This is a genomic window from Eggerthella hominis (genome assembly GCF_014287365.1).
GTDB classification, from domain to species: Bacteria; Actinomycetota; Coriobacteriia; order Coriobacteriales; family Eggerthellaceae; genus Eggerthella; species Eggerthella guodeyinii.
In genome coordinates this window covers 41,475-63,250 of record NZ_JACOOA010000007.1, presented here as the reverse complement: position 1 = coordinate 63,250, position 21,776 = coordinate 41,475, and the positions used below count along the sequence as shown (strand labels likewise).

17 protein-coding genes and 1 tRNA gene are annotated in these 21,776 nt (G+C 65.4%); 8 read left to right on the top strand and 10 right to left on the bottom strand.

What is annotated here, in order from left to right; translation table 11 throughout:
* Positions 1-147: 147 nt before the first annotated feature.
* Together H8S61_RS14305 and H8S61_RS17285 are read right to left on the bottom strand one after the other, a co-directional pair.
* Complete coding sequence (locus H8S61_RS14305) at positions 148-1,683, bottom strand: FAD-dependent oxidoreductase (RefSeq protein WP_186939444.1); 1,536 nt, start codon at positions 1,681-1,683, stop codon at positions 148-150.
* A 45-nt stretch (positions 1,684-1,728) separates the two neighbouring features.
* On the bottom strand, positions 1,729-2,154 hold the full coding sequence (locus H8S61_RS17285) for a cytochrome c3 family protein (protein WP_186939443.1): 426 nt from the start codon (positions 2,152-2,154) through the stop codon (positions 1,729-1,731).
* A 128-nt stretch (positions 2,155-2,282) separates the two neighbouring features.
* Here H8S61_RS17285 and H8S61_RS14295 point away from each other — a divergent pair, with 128 nt between their 5' ends.
* Entirely contained in the window at positions 2,283-2,498 is a 216-nt protein-coding gene (locus tag H8S61_RS14295; protein WP_222617731.1) for a helix-turn-helix domain-containing protein, read from the top strand.
* A 23-nt stretch (positions 2,499-2,521) separates the two neighbouring features.
* On the opposite strand, the gene H8S61_RS14290 is transcribed toward H8S61_RS14295, so the two are convergent.
* The 5 genes from H8S61_RS14290 to H8S61_RS14270 all read right to left on the bottom strand — a co-directional run bounded on the left by H8S61_RS14290 (position 2,522) and on the right by H8S61_RS14270 (position 7,628).
* Positions 2,522-3,964 carry a glycosyltransferase gene (locus H8S61_RS14290; protein ID WP_186939442.1) on the bottom strand — a complete coding sequence of 481 codons (1,443 nt, stop codon included), beginning with the start codon at positions 3,962-3,964 and terminating at the stop codon, positions 2,522-2,524.
* Positions 3,965-4,369: 405 nt separating this feature from the next.
* The gene (locus H8S61_RS14285) at positions 4,370-5,446 is read right to left on the bottom strand and encodes a hypothetical protein (protein ID WP_186939441.1); all 1,077 of its coding nucleotides are present in this window, start codon (positions 5,444-5,446) and stop codon (positions 4,370-4,372) included.
* Between the two features lie 9 nt (positions 5,447-5,455).
* Positions 5,456-5,674, bottom strand: a complete 219-nt coding sequence (locus H8S61_RS14280) for a hypothetical protein (RefSeq protein WP_186939440.1) — start codon at positions 5,672-5,674, stop codon at positions 5,456-5,458.
* Entirely contained in the window at positions 5,674-6,318 is a 645-nt protein-coding gene (locus H8S61_RS14275; RefSeq protein WP_186939439.1) for a hypothetical protein, read from the bottom strand. The genes H8S61_RS14280 and H8S61_RS14275 overlap by 1 nt, the downstream gene beginning before the upstream one ends.
* Positions 6,319-6,641: 323 nt before the next feature.
* Positions 6,642-7,628 carry a hypothetical protein gene (locus tag H8S61_RS14270; protein WP_186939438.1) on the bottom strand — a complete coding sequence of 329 codons (987 nt, stop codon included), beginning with the start codon at positions 7,626-7,628 and terminating at the stop codon, positions 6,642-6,644.
* 135 nt (positions 7,629-7,763) lie between these two features.
* On the opposite strand from H8S61_RS14270, the gene H8S61_RS14265 reads away from it, so the two are divergent.
* The 4 genes from H8S61_RS14265 to H8S61_RS17770 all read left to right on the top strand — a co-directional run bounded on the left by H8S61_RS14265 (position 7,764) and on the right by H8S61_RS17770 (position 11,763).
* Positions 7,764-8,366, top strand: coding sequence for a hypothetical protein (locus H8S61_RS14265; RefSeq protein WP_186939437.1), 603 nt, complete (start codon positions 7,764-7,766; stop codon positions 8,364-8,366).
* 167 nt (positions 8,367-8,533) lie between these two features.
* The gene (locus H8S61_RS14260; RefSeq protein WP_186939436.1) at positions 8,534-9,379 is read left to right on the top strand and encodes a hypothetical protein; all 846 of its coding nucleotides are present in this window, start codon (positions 8,534-8,536) and stop codon (positions 9,377-9,379) included.
* 323 nt (positions 9,380-9,702) lie between these two features.
* Positions 9,703-10,155 (top strand): recombinase family protein, encoded by a 453-nt coding sequence (locus H8S61_RS14255; protein ID WP_186939435.1) that lies wholly within the window; start codon positions 9,703-9,705, stop codon positions 10,153-10,155.
* A gap of 102 nt (positions 10,156-10,257) precedes the next feature.
* Positions 10,258-11,763, top strand: a complete 1,506-nt coding sequence (locus tag H8S61_RS17770) for a recombinase family protein (RefSeq protein ID WP_366458533.1) — start codon at positions 10,258-10,260, stop codon at positions 11,761-11,763.
* Here the strand turns inward: H8S61_RS17770 and H8S61_RS14245 are convergent.
* A tRNA-Glu gene (locus tag H8S61_RS14245) sits at positions 11,723-11,797 on the bottom strand. The two genes, H8S61_RS17770 and H8S61_RS14245, sit on opposite strands and share 41 nt — an antisense overlap.
* A gap of 239 nt (positions 11,798-12,036) precedes the next feature.
* Between H8S61_RS14245 and H8S61_RS14240 the strand changes: the two genes are divergently transcribed.
* The gene (locus tag H8S61_RS14240; protein WP_186939434.1) at positions 12,037-12,933 is read left to right on the top strand and encodes a LysR family transcriptional regulator; all 897 of its coding nucleotides are present in this window, start codon (positions 12,037-12,039) and stop codon (positions 12,931-12,933) included.
* Here the strand turns inward: H8S61_RS14240 and H8S61_RS14235 are convergent.
* Positions 12,913-13,836 (bottom strand): EamA family transporter, encoded by a 924-nt coding sequence (locus H8S61_RS14235; protein ID WP_255466635.1) that lies wholly within the window; start codon positions 13,834-13,836, stop codon positions 12,913-12,915. The genes H8S61_RS14240 and H8S61_RS14235 overlap by 21 nt on opposite strands.
* A gap of 50 nt (positions 13,837-13,886) precedes the next feature.
* Between H8S61_RS14235 and H8S61_RS14230 the strand changes: the two genes are divergently transcribed.
* Both H8S61_RS14230 and H8S61_RS14225 read left to right on the top strand, forming a co-directional pair.
* Complete coding sequence (locus H8S61_RS14230) at positions 13,887-16,811, top strand: PD-(D/E)XK nuclease family protein (RefSeq protein WP_186939432.1); 2,925 nt, start codon at positions 13,887-13,889, stop codon at positions 16,809-16,811.
* Complete coding sequence (locus tag H8S61_RS14225) at positions 16,808-20,296, top strand: UvrD-helicase domain-containing protein (protein WP_186939431.1); 3,489 nt, start codon at positions 16,808-16,810, stop codon at positions 20,294-20,296. The genes H8S61_RS14230 and H8S61_RS14225 overlap by 4 nt, the downstream gene beginning before the upstream one ends.
* Positions 20,297-20,701: 405 nt before the next feature.
* On the opposite strand, the gene H8S61_RS14220 is transcribed toward H8S61_RS14225, so the two are convergent.
* Complete coding sequence (locus H8S61_RS14220; protein ID WP_186939430.1) at positions 20,702-21,685, bottom strand: glycosyltransferase family 2 protein; 984 nt, start codon at positions 21,683-21,685, stop codon at positions 20,702-20,704.
* Positions 21,686-21,776 lie beyond the last annotated feature (91 nt).

Below are 21,776 nucleotides of genomic sequence, written 5' to 3'. Positions count from 1 at the left end.
ACCGAACGAAGGTCGTCGGGCGCCGAGCAACCAGTATACGCTCATCAGCCGACGTTTCAGCCGATGAGCGCATAATGCACAAACCTGGAACCATACCGACGCATGCGGCGGGCGTCCCGCAGCGATGCCGCGGGACGCCCGCGCGCCTCACAGCTCTACGGGCTCTCGCTTCGCCGCTTCTCTGCCGGCGATCATGCCGAACGCGCCGCAATCGGGGCACGAACAGGCGGTGAGCCGCTGCGCTCCGTGCACGCCGCCCGAGGCCTCGCCTGCGGCGTAGAGGCCGTCGATGGGGTTGCCGTCCACGTCGAGCACGCGCGCCGACGTGTCGACGCGCACCCCGCCGGGCGTGTAGTTGTTGTTCGGGATCAGGTTCATGGCGTAGAACGGCGGCTGCTTGAGGGCGGCTCCGTTCAAGGCGCCCATGTCCTTGCCGAAGTCTTCGTCCGTTCCCTCGTCGAACATCCGGTTGTAGCGGTCGACTGCCGCAGCGAGCACCGCGGGCTCGTAGCCGAAATGCTCGGCGACCTCCTCGACGGTGTCGAACGCGTACATGCTGCCGTTCTTGAAGTTCCTCCCGGCGAGGGACATCTCGAGGCGCTGCTTGTCGCGGAACAGCTCGACGCCCACGGAGTCGTATACGAGCAGCGGAGGCTTTCCGTCGTGGTCCAGCATCTCCTTCAAGATGATGACGCCGAGGTCGTTTCGGCTTCCCAGCTCGTTGACGAAGCGTTCGCCGTCGGGGTTCACGAGCATGCCCCAGCACACGTCCTCGGTGGGGATGGGGTAGGAGAGGCGGAATAGGGAAAGGTTCACCGCCTGCGCGCCATGGGACGTCAGCATCTTCAGCGTCCCCGAGGTCGCGCCGGGGTTGGTCATGGAGTCGGCCTGGGCGAGGATGGCGCTTTCGGCGCGCAGCAGCTCTTTGTCGCGCGCGTACCCGCCTGTCGCGAAGACCACGCCTTTCCGCGCCCCGATGCGACGCGCTTGTCCGCTCGCGTTCTCGGCATCGTCCGTTTCCGGATCGTCGTAGCGAAACGAGTACTGCTCCCGAACCGACACGCCGACGACCCTGCCGTCGCGCATGATGAGGTCGTCCACCTTGCAGCGCGTTCTCGTCTCGAGGGCGTCAGCGAGGTTCTTCTCGGCATGGGCGCAGAGGGGATCGAGGAGGAAACGTCCGCCTCCCGCCCACAGTATGCGCTTGACGCTGTGACCGCCGCCGTTCTTGAACTGCTTGAAGACGACGCCGCGCTCGGTGAGGAATCGGTAGAATTCCGCCGACTTCGAAGCGACCGTGCGGGCGAGCTCGGGGTCGCCGTAGTCTTCGGCCACCTTCCTCATATCCTGGTAGAGCGATTCCGGGTCGTCCTCGATGCCTTCGGCGGCCTGTTCGTCGCTTCCGGCGCAGGCGAAGTTCAGCCCGCTCACGCGTGAGGTTCCGCCGAGCTGGTCCATCTTCTCCAGCAGTAGGGTCGTGCTGCCGGTTTCCGCGGCGGCTACTGCGGCAACCGTGCCTGCGAGGCCGCTTCCCACGACCACCACGTCGACGATTTCGTCGAAGCCCTCGGTTTCGCCGGCCTGCTGTGCGGGCGAGGCGAAAGCCCGGCCCGCACCGGCAACCGACGCGACGGTGGCGGCTGCGGCGACCAGGCTGGTTTTCAGAAAGCATTTCCTGTCCATGCGAATCCTTCCTAGTGTGTCGGCATGCTCGATACGCTCGTGCGGCTACGGGATGTCGTTCATCCAGAGGTCGGCGTCGTGGCAGCTCAAGCAGAGGTTGACGGACTCGCCGTGGCTCTTGTGGCAGGTGGTGCAATCGAGCTGCATGTCGTAGTGGAAATTGTCGTGAGGGTTGACGTCCTCACCGATGGCGGCCGTCCGCTCGGCCACCCTCTCGTAGCTTCCGTGGCACGAAAGACACGTGTCGGCGGTGACCGCGGCCGCCCCCTGCGTCGGGTCCTCTTCGTCGTGGCAGGCGCCGCACTTCATGTTGTTGGCGACGTGGCTCTCATTGCTGAGCGGCCAGGCAGCTGCCAGCTCCTTTTGGCTCGCAGGGGCGGAACCCTCGGCGTTTTGGCTGCTCGCGCACCCGAGGCAGAGTGTTCCCGCCGCAAGCGAAACGACGACCAAGCCTGCTAGTACTCTTCTCACTGCTCCTCCTTCGATGTCTCGACCGTTGCCGCCTTTCTTGTTTCCGGCTGGTGCCGGTATCCCCACTGCGCGGCAAAAGTCATCCCATAGGATGACTATATGATACCGGGGAACCTTAAGCTTGTCCAATGGAAATGACACAGAGACAGATGCTCGGCAGCAGGATCCGCACGCTGCGCGAGGGGCAGGGCCTGACGCAGGGTCAGTTGGCCGCCATGATCGGCAACAACACCAAGCAGTACATCTCAGCCCTGGAAAAAGGTGACAAGAACGCCACCATCGACGTGCTGTGCCGGATCGCGAAAGCTCTTGACGTGAGCGTGCGCGACCTGATCGACTTCTAGGCCCGGCCCGCGTCGACGCGCCCCTAGCGGATGTGGGCGGGCTTCTTTCCCCAGTAGAACTGCAGGAAGTGCTTGCGATAGCGGGGGTCGTCGGGGTTCTTCGGCTCGGCGATCAGGCGCAGCGTGGCCTTCGCGATGTCCTCGGCCGCGTCGGGATGGCGCAGGAAGCTGCCGTTGATCAGCATGGCGTGGGCGCTTTCGGGGTTCCTCGCCACGTGGCGCAGCGTGTCGAGCAGCTCGCGCGCGGTGGTCACGTGCATGGCGGCGCCGAGCGAGGTGAGCATCTGCACGTTCACCTTCTCCTGGCCGTAGGCCTTGCCCAACAGGATCATGGGCACCTGGGCGCACAGGCACTCGGTGACCGTGAGCCCGCCCGACTTGCAGATCACGAGGTCGCTGGCCGCCATGAGCGCCGCCATGTCGTCCACGTAGTCGAGCACGGTGGCGTTGGTCAGCCCCAGATCGGCGCACTCCTGGCGCAGGTGGCGCGCGTAATCGGCGTCGCTTCCGGCCACGAACACGAAGTGCAGCGTGTCGTCGAAGCCGTGCAGGTAGGGCAACAGCTTGTCGAGCGCGGTGCGGAAGTGCACGTAGGGGCGCGGCAGGTAGGCCCCGGCCAGCGCCAGCACGACGCGGCGGTCCTGCGGCAGCTCGAGCTGCTCGCGGGTGGAGACGCGGTCGTAGGTGCGGCGGAAGTCGTCGCGCGTGGGGATGCCGGTGATGAGGATGCTCTCCTCGGGCACCTTGCGCGGGCGCAGCGTCTCGGCCATCGACTCGTTCGCGACGCAGAACAGGTCGGCGGAGCGGTGCGGCCAGAGGCCCTCGGTCTCGTAGTCGGTGGGGACGCACACGATGGGGTAGTGCTGCCCGGTCAGCATGCGCGCCGCCACGGCCACGTTGGCGGCGGTGATGTGCGTGCACACGATGGCGAGGGGCTTCCTCTCGCGCACGTAGTCGGTGAACTTGGAGTACATGAGGTGCGACCAGGCGGAGCCGCCTCCCCACAACAGGCGCCCGGTGAGCGTGAAGCGCCAGGTGAGGTCGTAGATGGGACGCGTGGCGCCGGTGAACAGCGAGGCGGCGTTGTTGCCGTCGAACACGATGCGGCCGTAGTCCAGCACGTCGATCACCTCGACGTCGAGGTCGGCGGGGACGGGGGGCTGCGCGTCGCTTCCGTCCGCGGTTGCGTCCGCGTCCTCGGCCCGCGCGTCGCGCATGAGCTCGAACGCCTGCGCGACGGCGTAGGCGGCGCTGCGGTGGCCGGAGCCGACCGACGCGTGCATCACGATGACGGTGGGCTTGACGGGCTCGGGATCGGGATCGGCCTCGGCTTCGAGTTCGAGCTCGCGTTCGGCTTCGGGATCGACGGGCGCGAGGCCGGTTGGCTCGTCGGCGCTTCCCGGCTCGAGGGGGGCGGGGCCGTCTTCCGCTGCGAGCGGGCGTGGGGTGTTCTCGTCGGTGTTCATGGCTCCATCATACCGCAAACGGGCTGCAAGCGAACGGCTCCGGCGCGTTGCCCACCGCATCGCCGCATCTGCGCGGCGCGGGGGAGCGCGGGCAAACGAAAACGCGCGCAGGGCGAGCCTGCGCGCGTATCATCCATGGTGCCCCATGACACTGTAACTTGGAACACGATAGAGACCGAGCTAGCCGAGCTGTATAAGATACTGAGCACGCAAAAAGAATATGAGTTTCAGCAGGTAACGACGATGGTCTAATCCTCAGCCCCTATGCCAGAACCGAATGGAACAGGCTAGAGCGCACGGGAGTACATGGGGAGCAGGGCGAGCGCCGATTCAGCGGGGTTAAGTAAAGGGGATGCAACTCTTGGCCGCATCCCCTCCCATCAGACATGCTTACCGCCCTGTTATTTAGGCGAGCCTCAACGTTGCTTGATGCGTCGTATCCTGAAAACTCCACGTCATGCTCAAAGACTTGTCTGCGGTGAAACGGCACTCGAACTCTGACGGCGTGTCGGTGTCCTCGAACCCCGCGTCCCGCGTCAAGACGAAGCCCTTGCCCGACTGCTGGCTGTACTTGTTCACCGCCGTTGAATCCCCAAGGCTGTACTCGCCCGAGTAGGTGGCCGATGCCTCGAAGGGCACGGCTATGGCTCCCTGACCCGCAAGGCCAGCGTACGTGCCCGGAAGGTACGTGTACTCGCTATCGGGGTCTTGCTCGTACTTCTCTCCCGACCATGCGAACTCCACCTGTATGACGCTCTCCGTCACGTTGACGAGCGTAACGGAGCAGGGGCCGTCGGTGAAGGTCTGCCCGAGGTAGTCTGACGTGAAGTCGCTCGCGCTCTCCGTGCCCGCGTTCGCCCATTTCCTGCCGTCGAACACGAACTTGATGGAAGCGCTGTTCGCAGGGCGCACGAACCAGTTGCCCCCGTCCTGAGCGACGGGAAGCGTCACGGTGCAGGTCTGGGCCGCTTCGTCGAAAGCGGCTTCCGCTCCCGAATAACCCGACAGCGGCTCCTTGTTCTCGGCTCCCGAGGAGTCCCCCGACAGGCTCGCCTGGTCTGCTGGCCCTACGAGGTAGTCAACGCCCTTGACGGCCTTGACCTTCGTTCCCGCGAAGTCAGACCCGGCCAGAACCCAACGGTCGCCCTCTTTGGCGAAATTGAGCACGGCCTGCGCTTCCACGTTGAAGCTGTCGTTCGCGATGACGGCGCGGACGGTAACGGCGGTTGCCCCGTCCTCCTTCTTCTCCTGTCCGGCTACCTCGCAGCTTTCGAGGCGATAGGCCGACGCTTCCACGTAGTCGGCGGCTGCGAACTCCCCATTGTCGGCAGCTGCAAGCAGCGCCTGTTCCACGCTTTCCTGCGGCACGCTCTCCTCTGCTGCGCATCCTCCCAGCACGCAGGCCAGCATGCACGACGCAACCAAGGCCGATGCCTTAGCGCTGAGAAGCGGCATCCTCTTGCTTTCGGTTTTGAATTTCATAGCTGCTCCTTACAATTCGCGGGCGGTGTTGCTGCCCGTGTCCAGCTCAAAGCGCTTGCGGATGCCGCCGGTCAGCTCTACGGTCGCCACGGTGCCGTCTATGGACACCGACGCTATGTCACCGCCGTAGCCCGACCATCCGGAGAGGGTCGCGTAGACCTCTCGCATGCTGTCCTCGAAGACGATGGCGCGGGTGCACGGGTCGGTCTTGCCGTTGTACGCGTACATTACAGGCTCCCTTCGCTCGGCTGGGCGTTCTTCGCGTTCTCCATAGCCGCTTCCCTCACGGCAATAGGAAGGTCTTCCAGCTCGATGACCTTGCGCGCGCCCAGAGCGACGAGCTGGGGGAGCTTGATGTTCGCCTGCGTGCCGCGTTCGTTCAGCTTCGAGGTCGGCAGCACGTAGAACTCCCATTGCGATAGGTCGAGCGGGTTGGGGTTCACCATGTCCTGGATGGTGCAATTCTCAAGGGCGAATACGTACACGTCGGCCTGGCGGCGCACCGCTTCTTCATAGGTGTTGTCTTCCGGGTTCCATGCGCGCGACGGGCGCGTGCTGAACGAGGGGATGGAGAGCGCTTTCTGCCCCCATACTTGAATGTACGCGGAGGTCTTCACCTCCACCTTGACCCGCTCGGCCTCCCACAGTATGTCGTAGGCTCCCCACTCCTCGCTGGTGCCGCCCGCGCATCCGAGCGCGAGGCTCACGAGGTACTCCGCGAACTTGCCGCGCTCGGCGTTGCTGTTCAGCTCGGAGCGTGCCCAACGCCAGTAGTCTTGCACGCACGCAATCTTCCTGCCCTCGCACAGGATGGGTTCGCCGCCGGTCTTCGGCGTGCACCGTATGACGGGGTACTTGATTTTATCTGCCATGCATCCTCCTTCATCGGGGCCAGCTTTTCAACAAAAGCGGGCACATGTGTAGGGAGGATGATTCGCGAGAATCGCAAGGCGACCTGCAAGAGGAAGAGCATCCACCCCTGGTCGCCAAACCACAAGACTCACCTCATAGAGAGATAGCATCCTGTTGGGGCAGATGCCCTTCTTCAAGATGCTGAACCCTCGAAATCAACCGCGTAGCTGCGGTTTAGGTGAGTCTATGTTGGCCCGCGCGAAGCACGTTCCGTCTTGTGGTTTGGCGATTATGAATTGTACCGATGCTCGCGTCCAATAGCAAATTGTTCTATCCTAATTATTTATTTAGCCATGTCGCTTGACTGTCTGGTTTTCAGCAGGCTCATCATGTAGCTTTCAAGCAAGTCCCGCTCCTTGTTGAGCGAATCAAGGAAGTCCGTTTCTGTTATGTGGTAAGCGCGCAGTTGGCCGGTGGCTGAATATGCACACGCTTCTTTTCCACCCCAAATCAAAAGATTTCCCGGAAGGTCGGCCAGCACCTCTTTGTGGCGTTCCATACATTGGGTTGTTTCGTCAATGTATTCTGAAAGCCAAATGGTATAAAGTACTGTAATCATTTCTCGATAGGTGGAAACGCATTTCCCTAGCGACAACCAGGCTGTGTCTCCATTTTCTGCGCGTTTTTCAGACCATTTGCATAGTCTTGTCCGCAACGGTTTCTTGAGCTTTTTTATACCAAATAGACCGTTGTCGATGTTTATTACCAGGCCGGCTTGTCGAGCGGCTACATCGTGATTAACAAGACTGATAGTCCAAAAATCATGTTCGATATGGTTTCTTAAGTCGTAGAGAAGTGCGTATACTAGGCTGCTGTCGTACGATTTTGCAGTCATGCTTTTCCATCGTGCAAAGGATTCGGATGATTCGCCAAAGCGTGTTTTGAGAAGAAGCTCAGCCTTATCGATAAAACACTTAGCAGAGGCAACGATTGAATGAAATAGGGCATCTGCTCGAACGAAATACCTGTAACAGTCAATGGGATTTGGAGGCATTTTGACGCATCCGTCTTCTTGTAAGTCGTATGCCTCCATAATGCTATCGATATTTTCGCGAGCAGAGTCGTACAGCCATCTAATCTGTTTGCTTTCACCAGAAATGTTACCAATTTCATAAATGGCTTCAAACTGTTCTCGACTCGGTATTTTGTCCGTTACAACAATTTCATCCATAAGCCCTTGCTCCATAATCCCAATGCGCAAGTCGGATAAGTTCGCTTTGCTTAGTTCGTCAATCTGCCAGTGATTTGTGATAACGATGCGTTCGCTCATGTTCGGTTCTCTCTTCTAGGCTGATTACTATTCAAGCTACGGTTCACATAACAATGTATCATGCGAAGTCGCCTCGTTTTGTCAGACTATCAAACCGGAACGTCCTTCTGTATCCTCTGATACGGAGGTGCATGCATGAGCGGAAAGAAGTCTACAGCGGCAGAGGTTGAGATGCGGACGGCCAAGGTGGCCGAACTGCTCGTGGATGGGTGGAGCCGCGCCCGTATATGCGAATATGCGCGGGAAACGGCGCGGTGGGATGTGAGCGACGCGCAGGTAGACCGCTACATAGCAAAGGCGCGCGAGCGCATCCAGGCCGACTGCTCCCGCGACCGCAAAGCAAGCTATGCGCTCGCCGAGGCGCGCCTAGAAGCCCTGTACAGAAAGGCCGTTGACGCTGACGACCTCCGGCTCGCCCTGAGCATCGTGAAGGAGCAGAGGGCCTTGCAGGGCCTGGACGGTGCGCTTCTCGAACCTTCCGAAAGCGCCGAATCGGGCATGTTCTACGCCACGCTTGCGGCGTACGCTGACGCGATTCACGCCAACGTACCGAAGCGCTACATAGAAGCGCTGGCGAAGGACGTGCTGCCGCTCGCGCCTGTCGCGGAATCGCTCGTGCGCGAACCAGACCCAATGCAGCAGTGCGTCGCTGACATGAGGGCGCTCGGGCGAACCAGAACACGTGACGAGCTTGTGGCGGCGGGCGTGCTGGGCGATGAGGGTGTTGAGCTTCCCTGACAGTGCGAACCAAGCTTGTCCAATCCTCAAATAAGCCCCAGTAAATTCGTTCTCCGAAAAGAGCTTAAGTTTCTTAAGTCATGGCTTATCTCTCTTGAAAAAAAGATAGTGAAGTGTATAGTCTTTATTATAAATTGTTCATTTATATATAATTTAAGGAGGCAAGAGTGGACACGGTAAAGGAGAACGAGGCTTTGCGAGAGATAGGGGGTGTTTCCATTCCGGTCTATATGGACGATGCGTATCTGATGTTCGGCAACAGCATCGAGCGACAGGTGACCGACTTCGAGACGGCCATCAACGCCGGGCCGTTTCCCGTCGCGGCAACAGGCCTGAGCTACCAACAGGTCAACTGGCTGACGAAGGACGGGCTGCTCGGCGCGTCGGAGAAGGCCGGGGAGCGCGGATGGAGGAAGTTCCAGTTTCGGGAAATCGTGTATCTTCGCGTACTGAGCGAGCTGCGGAGCTTCGGCGTGGGCAACGACGCGCTGCACGGCCTACACCAGCTCTTCTACAGAACGCCCAATGCAGCCGACGAAATCATCCTAGCCTGCCTCAAAGCGAGCGAGGCGACGCTGCTCTTCTATGCGGACGGCACCGGGTACATGCTGTCGCCTGAGAGGCTTTTCGAGGCAGAGAGAACGGATGACGAGGCCGTGAAGCGCTCGGCCATACGCGTGGTCGTGAGCCGCTGCGTGCGCGAAGCCCTTGAACTCATCGGCTTGGAGCCGGCGAAGACGATTCACACGCTCGGAAAGATGATTCAGCTTATCCCGCTCTCGCGGAAGGAGCGGGCCGTGGTGGACGCGCTCAGGAACGGCGACTATACGGAGATAACCATCATGAAGCGCAACGGCGAACCGTCGGTCATTTATGCCGAGAGTAACAAGAAGGAGGATGTGACGAACGACGTTCTCTTGCCGATGCTGATGAGGAATTTCGCCAACATCAACGTGAAGCGACGCGACGGCAAGACCGTGAGCGTGAGTGTCCGAGACACCATCAAGCTTTAGAAGGCATGCTGAAAAACGCCAAGGTCGCTGGGCCAAGGGAACGGCAGGCCGCTTTGACGGGTACGTTGACAAGCCCAGTCGTTTTGCCAAGGGGCACTTGGGGAACGGCGCATGCAAGGAGCGCTGTTTACCATGCGTCGAATCCCGGAGGAGCGAATAGAACGGGTGGCATCTCTGCTACCCAAAGGCCTACCCAATGACGAGAGGAAGGGGTCGGCAGAGGAGCTGGACATGCTGGCGAGGATTTTGATAGATGCGTTTGACGATGTGCATTCATCCAGCGAATGCAGCAAAGGAAAATCCGAAACGAAAAGGAGTGCGCTATGAATGCAGTTGTATACGTCCGAACGACAGTTCCCGAGGGGTCTCAAGACAATAGTCTAGCTGCCCAACTGAGAACATGCATGGATTATGCTGATAAACAGGGTTACAAAATTGTCCGGGTTTTTCAGGAGGTGGGAGAGCAAACCAAATCCACCGACAGGCCGGAGCTTCGCAAGATGCTTGCCTGCTGCGAAGAGAGTAAGGGTGGAATCGAAGGAGTCATAGTGTCATCCGCAGACCGCATCTCACGCAACGTAGCCGACTTCGCTGCGCTCGGGAAAGACCTAAAACATTTGGGCACGCGCTTGCTTTTGGCAAACCAAGGGCAAGATGACACACCAGAGACAAAGTTCTTTAAAGCGATAGAAGACATTGTTTCGGAATACGATGACAAGCTGCGCGCAGCGCAGAAACGGGAACAGGAATATGAAGCAAGCGGTCGTCTACATTAGGGTATCCACGAAGGAACAGCTCCTGGGTGGCAGTCTTGCCACCCAGCTCCGGACGTGCATGGCTCACGCAAAGGTCTGCTATTGTGGTATGGAGATAAGGATATGGGAAAAGTAGTCATCTATACTCGGGTGTCAACAAAGGAGCAGCTTCAAGGCGGTAGTCTTGCCACCCAGTTAAGGACATGCATGACTTACGCCATGCATCATTGCTATGAAGTTGCCAGAGTTTTCCAAGAAGAAGGCGAGAGCGCCAAGACGGCAGATAGAACCGAGCTTCAAAAAATGCTTGCGTACTGTAAAGAGCACGCTGGCGAAATCGACGGGGTTGTTGTTTTTGCCGTTGACCGCTTTTCAAGAAATATGGAAGATTTCGTTTCGCTCAGGAAAGAACTGGAGAGGCACGAAATACGCCTCCTCCTCGCTACGCGCGAAGTAGAAGATACTCCCGAAGGCGAATTTGTGATGAACATGGATGCGGCCTTGGCTCAACTGGACAACGCCAGACGAGCCGTGCGCACGGTTGTCGGCATGCGGGATGCTGCCGAGGAGGGCAAATGGGTACACCAAGCACCTTTGGGATACCTTGACGCATGCAAGACCGGTCGTGGCTCCATAAGCCCCGACCCCGAGCGCGCCCCTCTTGTCAGGGAGGCGTGGTGTCTCATTGACGCAGGATATTCCGAAGCTGAAGCGCTGCGCATGGTCACGGCGAAGGGGCTGACGAACAAGCGCGGTAAAGAAGTGCCGAAGCAAACTTTCTCGAAGATGCTGCGAAACCCTCTCTATATGGGAGTGGTCGAAACAATGGGCGTGCGCACGAAGAGCAGCGTCATCGAGCCGATTGTTGAGGAAGACCTGTGGTTGAGGGTGAAGCGCCGTCTAGACGGCAAGAAGCACGAGCCTTCAAGGCGGCGCAAGGCTAATCCGGAATATCCCTTGCGGGGGTTTATCGAAGACCCAGAAGGTCACCGATACACAGGAAGCGCGCCTAGAGGAGCCAGCGGAATTCGCTATCCTGCCTACCATTGCACGCAAAGGGGAGGGCGACGTTATCCCGTCGATAAGGTTCACCGCGAATTCGCAGCGCTTCTCTCCGCTCTCAGCTTCGATGAGAGCCGAGCCAAAGCGCTGCGGGAGGCCATCAGGCTCAACTACCTCGAACGCCACGAGACGGCGGAGAATGAACGCAAGAGGCTCACAAAAGAACTCACCGTGGTTGAGCACAGCATTAGCGCGGCCATCGACAAGCTCATGACCGGGGTTCTGACGGACGATCAGGCAAAAGAGTACCTTGCATGCCGGGAGCAACGGAAGCAGGAAATACAGCTGCGACTGTCCGAGCTGGGCACGACCGAATCGAACGTGGATGAGATATGGAACTTCGGGCTAGGTGTCCTGTCAGATTTAAGTGGGACGTGGGAAAACATCGCGAACATAGAGGTGAAGCAGCGATTTCAGCGCTGGGTTTTCCCAGAAAATCTGACGTATGATGGCGAAGAGTTTGGAACTCGGCGTATCGCCTGCTCACTGTGTATAAAGCAGGCGAAAAACGCCGAGGTGTCAACCATGGTGCCCCCAACGGGAATCGAACCCGTGTCTCAGCCTTGAAAGGGCCGCGTCCTGACCTCTAGACTATGGGGACGGTTTGCGCGATTCCGAGCTGGAAAAGCAGCCTGAACATTATTACAAAGCGGGCGCGTCAATGCAAGTGCTTTTTTCGGGCGCGACGGCGATTTCTCGCCCGGTCGTACGGAGCGGTCGCGCTCCGGACCGATGCGTGATTCAAAAATTAGTTGAACACGATGGGCTGCTCGGGCTGCTCGTTGCCGGAGTGGTAGGATTTTTTCCATTACAATCGCACAGGTCCCGAAGGTCAAGCCCTTGAATATCAAACAGATTCAATACTTCGCCGCAGTGGTCGAGCATGGCAGCCTTTCCGCCGCCGCGAAGAGCCAGCACATCACCGTGCAGGCGATCTCGAAGAGCATGGCCGACCTCGAGTCCGAGGTGCGATGCGATCTGTTCGTGCGCAACAACCAGGGCATGCAGCCCACCACGTTCGCGAAGACGATGTACGAGCAGGCCGTGCCGGTGCTGGCCCAGTTCTCGGAGCTCGAGACGTTCGCCGCCCGCTACCGGCGGGCCGACGGGGGAATCGACCGCCTGCGCCTCGCGTTGAACACGCCGCCGTTCTCGGACAACGACGTGGTGCGCGAGAACACGGCCGCGCTCGTGCAGGCGCAGACGGGCATCGAGACCACCATGGCGCTGGCCACGGGCGCGGCGGGCCTCGCCGGGCTGAAATCCTGCGAGTTCGACGTGCTGATCACCGTGGGCGCGTTCGCGCACCCCGACGTGGAATGCCGCCCGGTGGGCACCGTTCCCTCGGCGGTGTTCATGGGCAAGGAGCATCCGCTGGCCTCCAAGGAGGCCGTCTCGCTGGCCGAGCTCGTCCCGTATCCGGTGGCCGCTCCCAACTGGTTCGACGAGTCGAACGACAGCATCGTGTCGCGGTACCGCGCGATGGGGACGGACCTCACTTTCGTGGAGATGGACCTGGCGGACGTCAACCGGCATTTCAGGGCCGGCGGCGTCATCTTCACGACGGGCATCCCGGCCATGGAGAAGTCGCACGCGATGACGGCCGTGCGCCCGTTCGTCCCGCAGGACTCGGTGACGGTGCCCATCTGCGCCGTCTACCTCAAGGAGCGCAGCGGCGAGGTCGAGGCCGTGCTGCAGGATCTCTTCTCGGTCGGGCTAGCGTCCTTCGGCTTCTGAGCGCGATGCGCGCGGCGGCACGAGGTTGGGAAGCTGGGATACCACCACGCCCAGCATGATGACGACGATGCCGGCCACCTGGAACGCGTCCACGGGCTCGGACAGGATGAGCACCGAAACGGCGATGCCGCACGGCAGCTCCGAGGAGGCCATGATGGTGGACAGGCCCGCCGACAGGTGCGGCGTGCCGATGCCGAACAGCACCACGGGCACGAACAGGCCGAACACGCCCAGGATCAGCCCGTACTTCCAGATGCCGGCCTGCAGCGCGCCGCTGGCGAAGTAGTCGGGGCACACGGCGAACCCGAGGATGCACGCGCCGAGGCACACGACGAGGCCGCGCTCGATGGGCGGCAGGTCGACTCCGATGCGGGCGGAGAGGAACATGAACGTGGCGCAGCTGACGGCCGACAGCAGCGCGCAGGCGATGCCGAGCGGGTCGAGGTAGCCCACCGTGGACGAGAACAGGCCGCTTGCCAGCAGCGTGCCGCCGAGGATGATGACGGCCGCGCCGATCTCGGCGCCGTGCGGCCTGCGCCGGGTGGCGATCACCTGGAAGACGATGCCGATCCAGGTGAATTGGAACAGCAGCGTGATGGCCACCGACACGGGCAGCATCGTGAGCGCGAAGTTGTACAGCACGCAGGTGGTGCACGTGGTGAGGCCGAGGCCGAGCAGGGCGAGGACGCGCTTGGGGGCCAGCGGCACGGGCCGCTTGCCGAACGCGGCGAGGACGACGAGCGCGACGGCGAACAGCAGCGCGCCGAAAAACGCCTGGCTGGCGGCCGTTTGCGCCCAGGCGAACCCTTCGGCGAACGCGCTCTTCACCGTGGCGGCCATCACGCCGTAGCTGGCGCCGCCGAGAAAGACGACGGCCGAGTATTTCAAGGTGTTCTTCTGCATGGCGGCCATTGTAGCGCACGTTTGTGCGGTGTGCGAGTACAATAGGCGCCATGCCCCTCCATCGTTACATACTCGACCATGCGGACGCCGTGCTCGAAGCGGCCCGCGACCATCTGGACGCCCAGCGCGCCGCGGGGCGCGTTCCCGTGCTGCTGGTGCCGAGCCCTGCTGCGGCGTCGCGAGCGCGCCGCGTCTTCGCGGAGAGCCCCTGCGCGCTCGGCGTGCGGGTGGAGACGCCCGCGTCGTGGGTGCGGGATCGCTGGGACCTGTTCGGCGACGGCCGCCGCATCGTCGCGTCGTCCGAACGCGCGCTGCTGGTGCGCCGCGCCTGCCTGGAGGCCGACCGCGCGGCCCTCGACGCCACCCCGGGCACCGTCGACGTGCTCGCGCGCCTGGCGCGCGAGGCGCTGCCGTACCTGCTGGAGGCGCCGGGCGCCGCGGTTGCCGGGCTCAGCCCGGCCGAGCGCGACGCGCTCGCGGTGCTCGGGCGCTACGCGGAGCTGCTGGCCGAGAGCGGCCTGTGCGAGTCGTCGCAGGCGGCGGCCTGGCTGCCCGCGGCGTTTGCGGCGGCGGGCGCCGCGGAACCGCTCGTGCTGGCCGGGTTCGACGAGCTGGGCTACGCCGACGACCGCATGATCGCCGCGCTCGCGCAGCGGGCGGACGTCGTGCGCCTCGACGACGGCTGCCGCGCGCCGTCCGCGTCGGCGGAGCGCGCGCCCGAGCTGCAAGGGCTGCTGGCGCGGCTGTTCAAGCCGGCGGCTGCCGCGCCGTTGGAGCCGACGGGGCGCGTGCGCTTCCTGCTGCCGGCGGGGCGCTACGCCGCGCCGGCGCTCGTGGCGGGCGCGGTGGCGCAGGCGGTGCTCGACGAGCGCTCGCGCGCGGCCGCCGAGGGGCGCGCCGCGCTGCCCGTGGCGGTTGCGGCGCGCGATGCGCGCGCGCTGTTCGACGAGGTGGCGGACGCGCTCTGCGAGCGGGGCGTGACGTCGGCGGCGGAGGCGGCCCGCCCGTTCGCCGACACCGCGTTCGGCCGCTCCTTCCTGGCCCTCCACTCGTTCATGCACGGCGCGTGGCGCATCGCGCAGGCGTCGGACTTCGCGTTCGGTCCCTTCTCGGGCATCGGGCGGCGCACGGCCTGCGAGCTGGACGCCGCGTGGCGCGGCGACCGCACGGTGGAGCGCGAGCGCATCGTCGCCGACCTCTCCCGCGAGAGCGAGGCGGCAGCCGAGGTGCTCGCGGCGCTCGCGGCCGGCGACGTGGACGGGGCGCTTGCGAGCCTCGAGGGGCGCCTGCGCGCCCGCGTCGACCTCGATCCGGCCTTTCGCGCCGAGCAGCTGGCGGCGGCATCGCGCGCCCGCGCCTTCGCGGCTTCGTGCGCCCGCACGGGCACGGCGTTCGCCGAGGCGACGGCGCTGCTGGAGCGCACGCCGGTCTCCGCCGGCGCCCGCGCGGGGATCGACGGGGACGCGGCGCCCGAGGCGCTGTTCATGTCGTTGGCGGACGCGGCCGAGCGCCCCTCGTGCTCGTGCTGCACGCTCGTGCTGTGCGACCTCTCGGCGAGCGCCTACCCGGTGCGCGCCGTCGAGGACGGGGGCACGCTGCTGATGGGGAAGCTCGGCCTCGACCGGCCCGCGGACGCGCTGGCCGACGCGCGCCGCCGGTTCTTCCGCGCGCTCTCGACGGCGCGCGACGCGGTGGTGTGCGAGCGCGTGCTGAACACGGTGGACGCCGACGAGGCGTACCCGGCGGTGATGTACGAGGAGCTGCTCGACTGCTACCGCGCGGGGGGCGACGACGGCGACGGCGACGACCGCGCGACGGGGCTTCCCGCCGCGCTCGCGCCGTTCGCGGCGCAGGCGGGGGAGGACGCCCTGCACGACAACCTCGCGCTCGCGTGCGCCGGCGTGCGGGGACGCGCGGGCGGCGCCCTTCCCACGCTGTCGTGGGAGCTTCCCGCCGCGGGCGCGGTGTCGCCCGCGCAGCGCCCGCGCATCGTGCTGCCGCGTTCGCCGCGCGAGGGGCTGCTCGGCGCCGACGCGCCGCTGGCGCTGTCGCCGTCGGCGCTGGAGAGCTACCTCGAATGCCCCTACAAGTGGTTCGCCCTGCGCCGCCTGCGCCTGTCGGAGCCGGACGCCGGGTTCGGCCCGCTCGAGATGGGGAGCTTCTCCCACAACGTGCTGCGCAGCTTCTACGAGCGCTTCCGCGCCGCCGGCTGCGCGAAGGTGGAGGCCGCCGCGCTGCCCGAGGCCCGCGCGCTGCTGAGCGAGACGTTCGATCGCCATCTGGAGTCGCAGCGCAGGCTCAAGCGCTCCGCCAACCCGCTCATCCCGCGCACCGCGTTCGAGCAGGCCGAGACGAACGACCTGAAGAAGAAGCTCGTCGCGTTCCTCGACCGCGAGGCGCTGCTGCTGCCGGGCTTCGAGCCGACGCGCTTCGAGTTCGACTTCGGCTCGAGCGAGCCGTTCCCGTACGCGGGCTGCCTGCTGCGCGGCAGCGTGGACCGCATCGACGTGAACGGGGCCGGCCAGGCGGTGGTCATCGACTACAAGGGCTCGCTCAGCGGCGATTACGCGCTGGATTCGGCGTCGCCCGCCGCGCAGGCGGCCGGCGCGCTGCTGCCCCACAAGGTGCAGACGCTCATGTACGCCCAGGTGGCGCGCAAGGTGCTCGGACTCGACGTCGTAGGCGCGCTGTACGTGTCGTACGGGCGCGACCGTCGGGTGGCCGGCGCGCTCGACCGCGCGGTCCTCGGCGAGCGGGACGTGCCGGGCATCGACGTCGAGCGCTGCGGCGTGCCGGGGCCGGCGGGCGAGGCGCTGGGCGTCTCGTCGTTCGGCGAGCTCGTGGACGCGGTGGAGGAGCGCATCGGCGTGGCCGTGCGCACGCTGGCCGGCGGCTGCATCGGCCCCGACCCGCGCGGGACCGACCCCTGCGGCTACTGCCCCGTGCTTGCCTGCGAGAGGAGGCGCGCGCTATGAACCTCGCCACCTGCACGCCCGGCCAGCGCCAGAGCATCGAGCACGTGCGCGGCCCGCTGCTCGTGTCGGCCGGCGCCGGCTCGGGCAAGACGTTCACGCTCACGCAGCGCATCGCCTACGCGCTGCTGCCCGAGAGCGGGCCGGCGGTGTCGAGCATCGACGAGGTGCTGGCCATCACGTTCACCGAGAAGGCCGCGGCCGAGATCAAGGCGCGCGTCAAGCGCACGCTGCGCGCCGAGGGCCTGGCCGAGGAGGCGCTGCGCGTCGACGGTGCCTGGATTTCCACCATCCACGGCATGTGCGCCCGCATCCTGCGCGCCCATGCTCTCGACCTGGGGATCGACCCGGCTTTCGGCATCATGGGCGACGCCGAGCGCGCCGACCTCATCGCCGACGCCATCGACGGCGCGCTCGGCGAGGACAACGACATCATCGCGCGCGGCTCGTACGCCGCGCTGTTCGACGAGTACCCGGCGCGCTCGGCGATGCCGCTCGCGCCGTCGGTGGCCTCCATGCTGCAGGCCCTGCTCGACAAGGCGGTGGGCCTGCGCGGCGGCCTCGACGCGCTGGACTTCGGACCGCCGCCGGCGCAGGCGTCGGCGCTCGCGCGCGAGCTGCTGCTGGCGTACGAGGGGGTGCTGCCCGCGCTCGAGCAGGCGGGGAAGAGCGCGTCGGCCGAGCGGGCGCGCGCCCAGGCGGCCGACGCGGTGGAGGCGCTCGGCGCGTTTCTGGCCGACGCGTCCGCGGCGGACGACGCGCGCGCGCTGGCGGCCGTGGTCGACGGCTGCGCCTACCTGCCGTGCACCTTCGGCGGCGCGGCCGTGAAAGCGGAGGTCAAGGCGTACCAGGCCGTGCATGCGCGCGTGGCCCAGGGCATCGCCCTCGCGCTGGCGTACCCGCTGTCCGCCGAGCTGGCGAGGCTCGCCCGCGAGGTGACCGCCCGCTACGAGGACGCGAAGCGCGCGGCGTGCAAGCTCGACAACGACGACCTGCTCGTGCGGACGCTCGACGCGTTCGAGCGCCATCCCGACATCGCCGCCCGCTACGAGGACCGCTTCAAGCTCGTGATGGTGGACGAGTTCCAGGACACGAGCCAGCTGCAGATCGACATGATCGCGCGCCTGGCCGGACCGAGGTGCGCGCATCTGTGCACGGTGGGCGACGCGCAGCAGTCCATCTACCGCTTCCGCGGCGCCGACGTGAACGTGTACGAGGCGCACAAGCGCGCGATGCGCGCCGACGAGGTGGGCGCGCTCTACGTCGAGCTCACGAAGAACTTCCGCAGCCACGGCGACGTGCTGTCGTTCGTCGACCGCGTGTTCGAGCAGCCCACGGTGTTCGGCGACGCGTTCATGTCGCTCGCCCCGAACGAGCGGCGCGCATCGCGCTACCGGGGCCGCGCGCCGCGCATCGACCTCGTGCTGTCGCTGCAGCCCGCGGGCCGCGGCACCGGGGTGCGCACGGCCGACGTGAAGCGCGCCGGGGCCGAGGCCATCGCCCGGCGCTTCGCCGCGCTGCGCGAGGACGGCCACGCGCCCGGCGACATGGTGGTGCTGCTGGGGAAGATGAGCCGTGCGGGCGTGTACGCCGAGGCGCTGCGCGCCGAAGGCTTCGAGTGCGTGGTGACGGGCGGGTCGCTGTTCGCGTCGGCGCCCGAGGTGCGCGTGGTGGCGCGGTTCGTGGAGGCGCTCGCGAACCCGGCGAACACCGCCGCGCTGTTCGAGGTGCTGACCAGCGACATGGTGCGGCTCTCGGCCGACGACTTCCTCGCGCTTTCCACCGAGGAGGATCCCGAGACCGGGTGCGTGCGCCGCCGCGACCTCGACCGCGGCTTCGCTCGGCTCGCGGCGCAGGCCGGCGACCTGCCGCCGCGGCTCGCCCACGCCGTGCGGCTGCTCGACCGCGCGAGCGCCGAGGCGCGCACGCGGCCGGTGGCCGACGTGGTGCGCGACGCCGTGGTGCGCTCGGGATGGATGGCGCGGCTCGAGGAGGCGGGCGCGGTCGGCACGGCGTGCGCCGCGAACGTGCTGAAGGCCATCCGGCTCATCGAGAACCTCGAGTCCGAGCGCCATCTGGGCCTGGCCTCGACGGCGCGCGCCCTGGCCGACGAGCTGGCCGTGGGGCTGAAGGAGGCTCCCGGCGCGCTGTCGGGGGCCGGCGGCGACGTGGTGAAGATCATGACCATCCACGCCTCGAAGGGCCTCGAGTTCCCCATCGTGGCGCTGGCCGACTTCGCCGACGCGCGCGTCGGCGGCGGCAAGCTGCTCGTGGAGACGTGCGGCCCCGTCGCGCGCGCCTCGCTCGCTCCCGCGGGGTCGCTCGAAGCGTTCCCGCAGCTGGCGAAGCGCTCGGGCGTGTCGGCTTCCGCCGGCGACGATGCGGACGACGCCGATGCGCTCGCGGCGCGGCGCTACGTCGAGGGCGCGGACGTCTCCGGCTGCGCGCCCGGCGCGCCGTCGTGCACGCAGGCGGCCTACCGCGCCCAGCTCGCCCGGCGCGCCGCCGACGAGGAGCTGGCCGAGGCGCGCCGCAAGCTCTACGTGGGCCTCACGCGCGCGAGCGAGGCGCTCGTCGTGGCGATGGACGCGAAGGCCCCCGCCGCGGGCAAGCCCCCGACCTACGCGCCGCTCGTGGATGACATCCGCAGCGCGCTGTGCGGTTCGGGCGACTTCCCCGAGGGCGACTCCGAGCTCGCGTACGGCGGCACCGCGCCGGCGCGCTTCGAGCGCATCCTCGTGCAGGTGCCGGAAGAGCCGGCCGACCAGGGCGCCGCCGCGGAACCCGCCCGGTTCTTCGTGCCCGTCGTGGACGACGCGCCCGCGCCGGCCCGCTTCGCGTGGAGCGCCGCGCGCGCGGGCGCGTTCTCGTACTCGTCCATCGCCCCGAACCCGACGGCCGCGCCGGACGACGACGCGCCCCGCGCGGCGGATGCCGACAAGGCGACGGATCTCGGCAGCGCCTTCCACCGGGCGGCGCAGCTGGCCGTCGAGACGGGGCGCGAGCCGGGCCCGGAGCGCCTCGCCGCGCTCGCGGCGGCCTACGGCCTCACGGCCGATCAGCGCGCGCGCCTGGCCGACGCATGCGCGCGCTGGTTCGCCAGCGCGACGTGCGCCGAGGCGCGCTCCTGGCGGCTGCGCCGCGCGGAGGTGCCGTTCGCCGTGCGCCTGGCCGATGCGCTCATGGAAGGCGAGATCGACCTGCTGTGCACCGACGGTCCGGAGCTCGGCGGCGCCCGCGCCCTCGTCGTGGACTACAAGACCGGCGGCAGCGACGACGAGCCGCCGGATGCGCTGAGGGACAAGCACCTCCTGCAGGCGCAATGCTACGCCTACGCGCTGCTGTCGCAGGGGTGCGTGGAGGTCGAGCTGCGCTTCGCGCGCGTCGAGCATGCCGAGGGCGGCGATGTGCAGACGGTGCGGTACCGCTTCGCCGCCGCCGACCGCGACGAGCTGGCCGCCCGCATCCTGCAAGCGCGGGAGGGGTAGCTCGAACGGGGGCATCGCCCCTGTGCGCTGCGCGCGGCTGTGCGCCGGCTCGTGCAGCGCCGGAACGTTCCGAATGGCAGCCGGTGCAGGGAAACGCTGTCGGAAACCCGATTTTGCATCAGGTAGCGCCGATTGGCCGTCGCACGCAGAGCCTGCGCCGCATATGCGTTTGGCCCGGGTGGGTCCCTCGTCGATCCCGCTGTGCTATCATGTAACCGGAAAGCTACATTACGACACCCCTATCAGGTAAAACGTTCCGAACCTTTAATTCTCTCAGGAAGAAAGTCATAAATCACGACTGCATATTTTCCCGCTTGTTTGCTAGGATACGGGCCGTGAGAGGGGTGCGGATCGGGGAGTGCGTAGCGGGCATCCATACAGCGATCCCGCCCCTCGTTTGCACGATCACGCCCGGCCGTTCTTCCCGTAGCGCTCGTAGGCCTGCGTCACCTGCAGCTCGTACTCCTTGCGGGTGCCCTTGACCACGGTGTCCAGGATGAGGCCGCTCGCGAACGCGAGGATGCCCACGAACACCAGCGCCACGGCCAGCAGCGCCGAGGGCAGCTTCGGCACGAGGCCGGTCGCCGCGAACTCCCAGATGACGGGGATGCCGGCCACGAGGCCCAGCACGCAGAACAGAAGCGCGAGCCAGCTGAACAGCGCCAGCGGGCGGTAGTCCTTGAACAGCGACATGATCATGCCGAGCACCTTCATGCCGTCCGAGAACGTGTTGAGCTTGCTCTCCGAGCCCTCGGGGCGGTCGCGGTAGTCGATGGGCACCTCGGCGATGCGCCAGCGCTTGTCCACGGCGTGGATGGACAGCTCCGTCTCGATCTCGAAGCCCGGCGACAGCACCGGCATGGTCTTGGCGAACACGGCGTTGAACGCGCGGTAGCCGGTCATGACGTCGGAGAACTCGAAGCCGTAGATCCACTTGATGAGCGTGCGCACGAGGTCGTTGCCGAAGCCGTGGAAGGCGCGGTCGTTCTCCTCGCCGTAGGTGCCGTTGGACAGGCGGTCGCCCACCGCCATGTCGGCCTCGTCGGCCATGAGCGGCGCCAGCAGCGCGGGCGCGGACTCGGCGGGGTAGGTGTCGTCGCCGTCCACCATGACGTAGTAGTCGGCGTCGATGTCGCGCAGCATCTGGCGCACCACGTTGCCCTTGCCCTGGCGGCGCTCGGCGCGCACCTCGGCGCCGTGCTCGCGGGCGATCTGCGCGGTGCCGTCGGAGGAGTTGTTGTCGTAGACGTACACGGTCGCCTCGGGCAGCACGCGCTTGAAGTCGTCGACGACCTTGCCGATGGTGACGGCCTCGTTGTAGCAGGGGATGAGCACGGCGACGGTGCCGGCGCTTGCAGCGTCGCGCGGCGTATCGTTCTTCTGATCCACGAATCACTCCTCGGTTCTGTATAGGTGAGGATCATCCTACTCGAAACGGCAGGCCAGCGCCAGACGGCTCCGTTGTTTTCCAGATGAAACG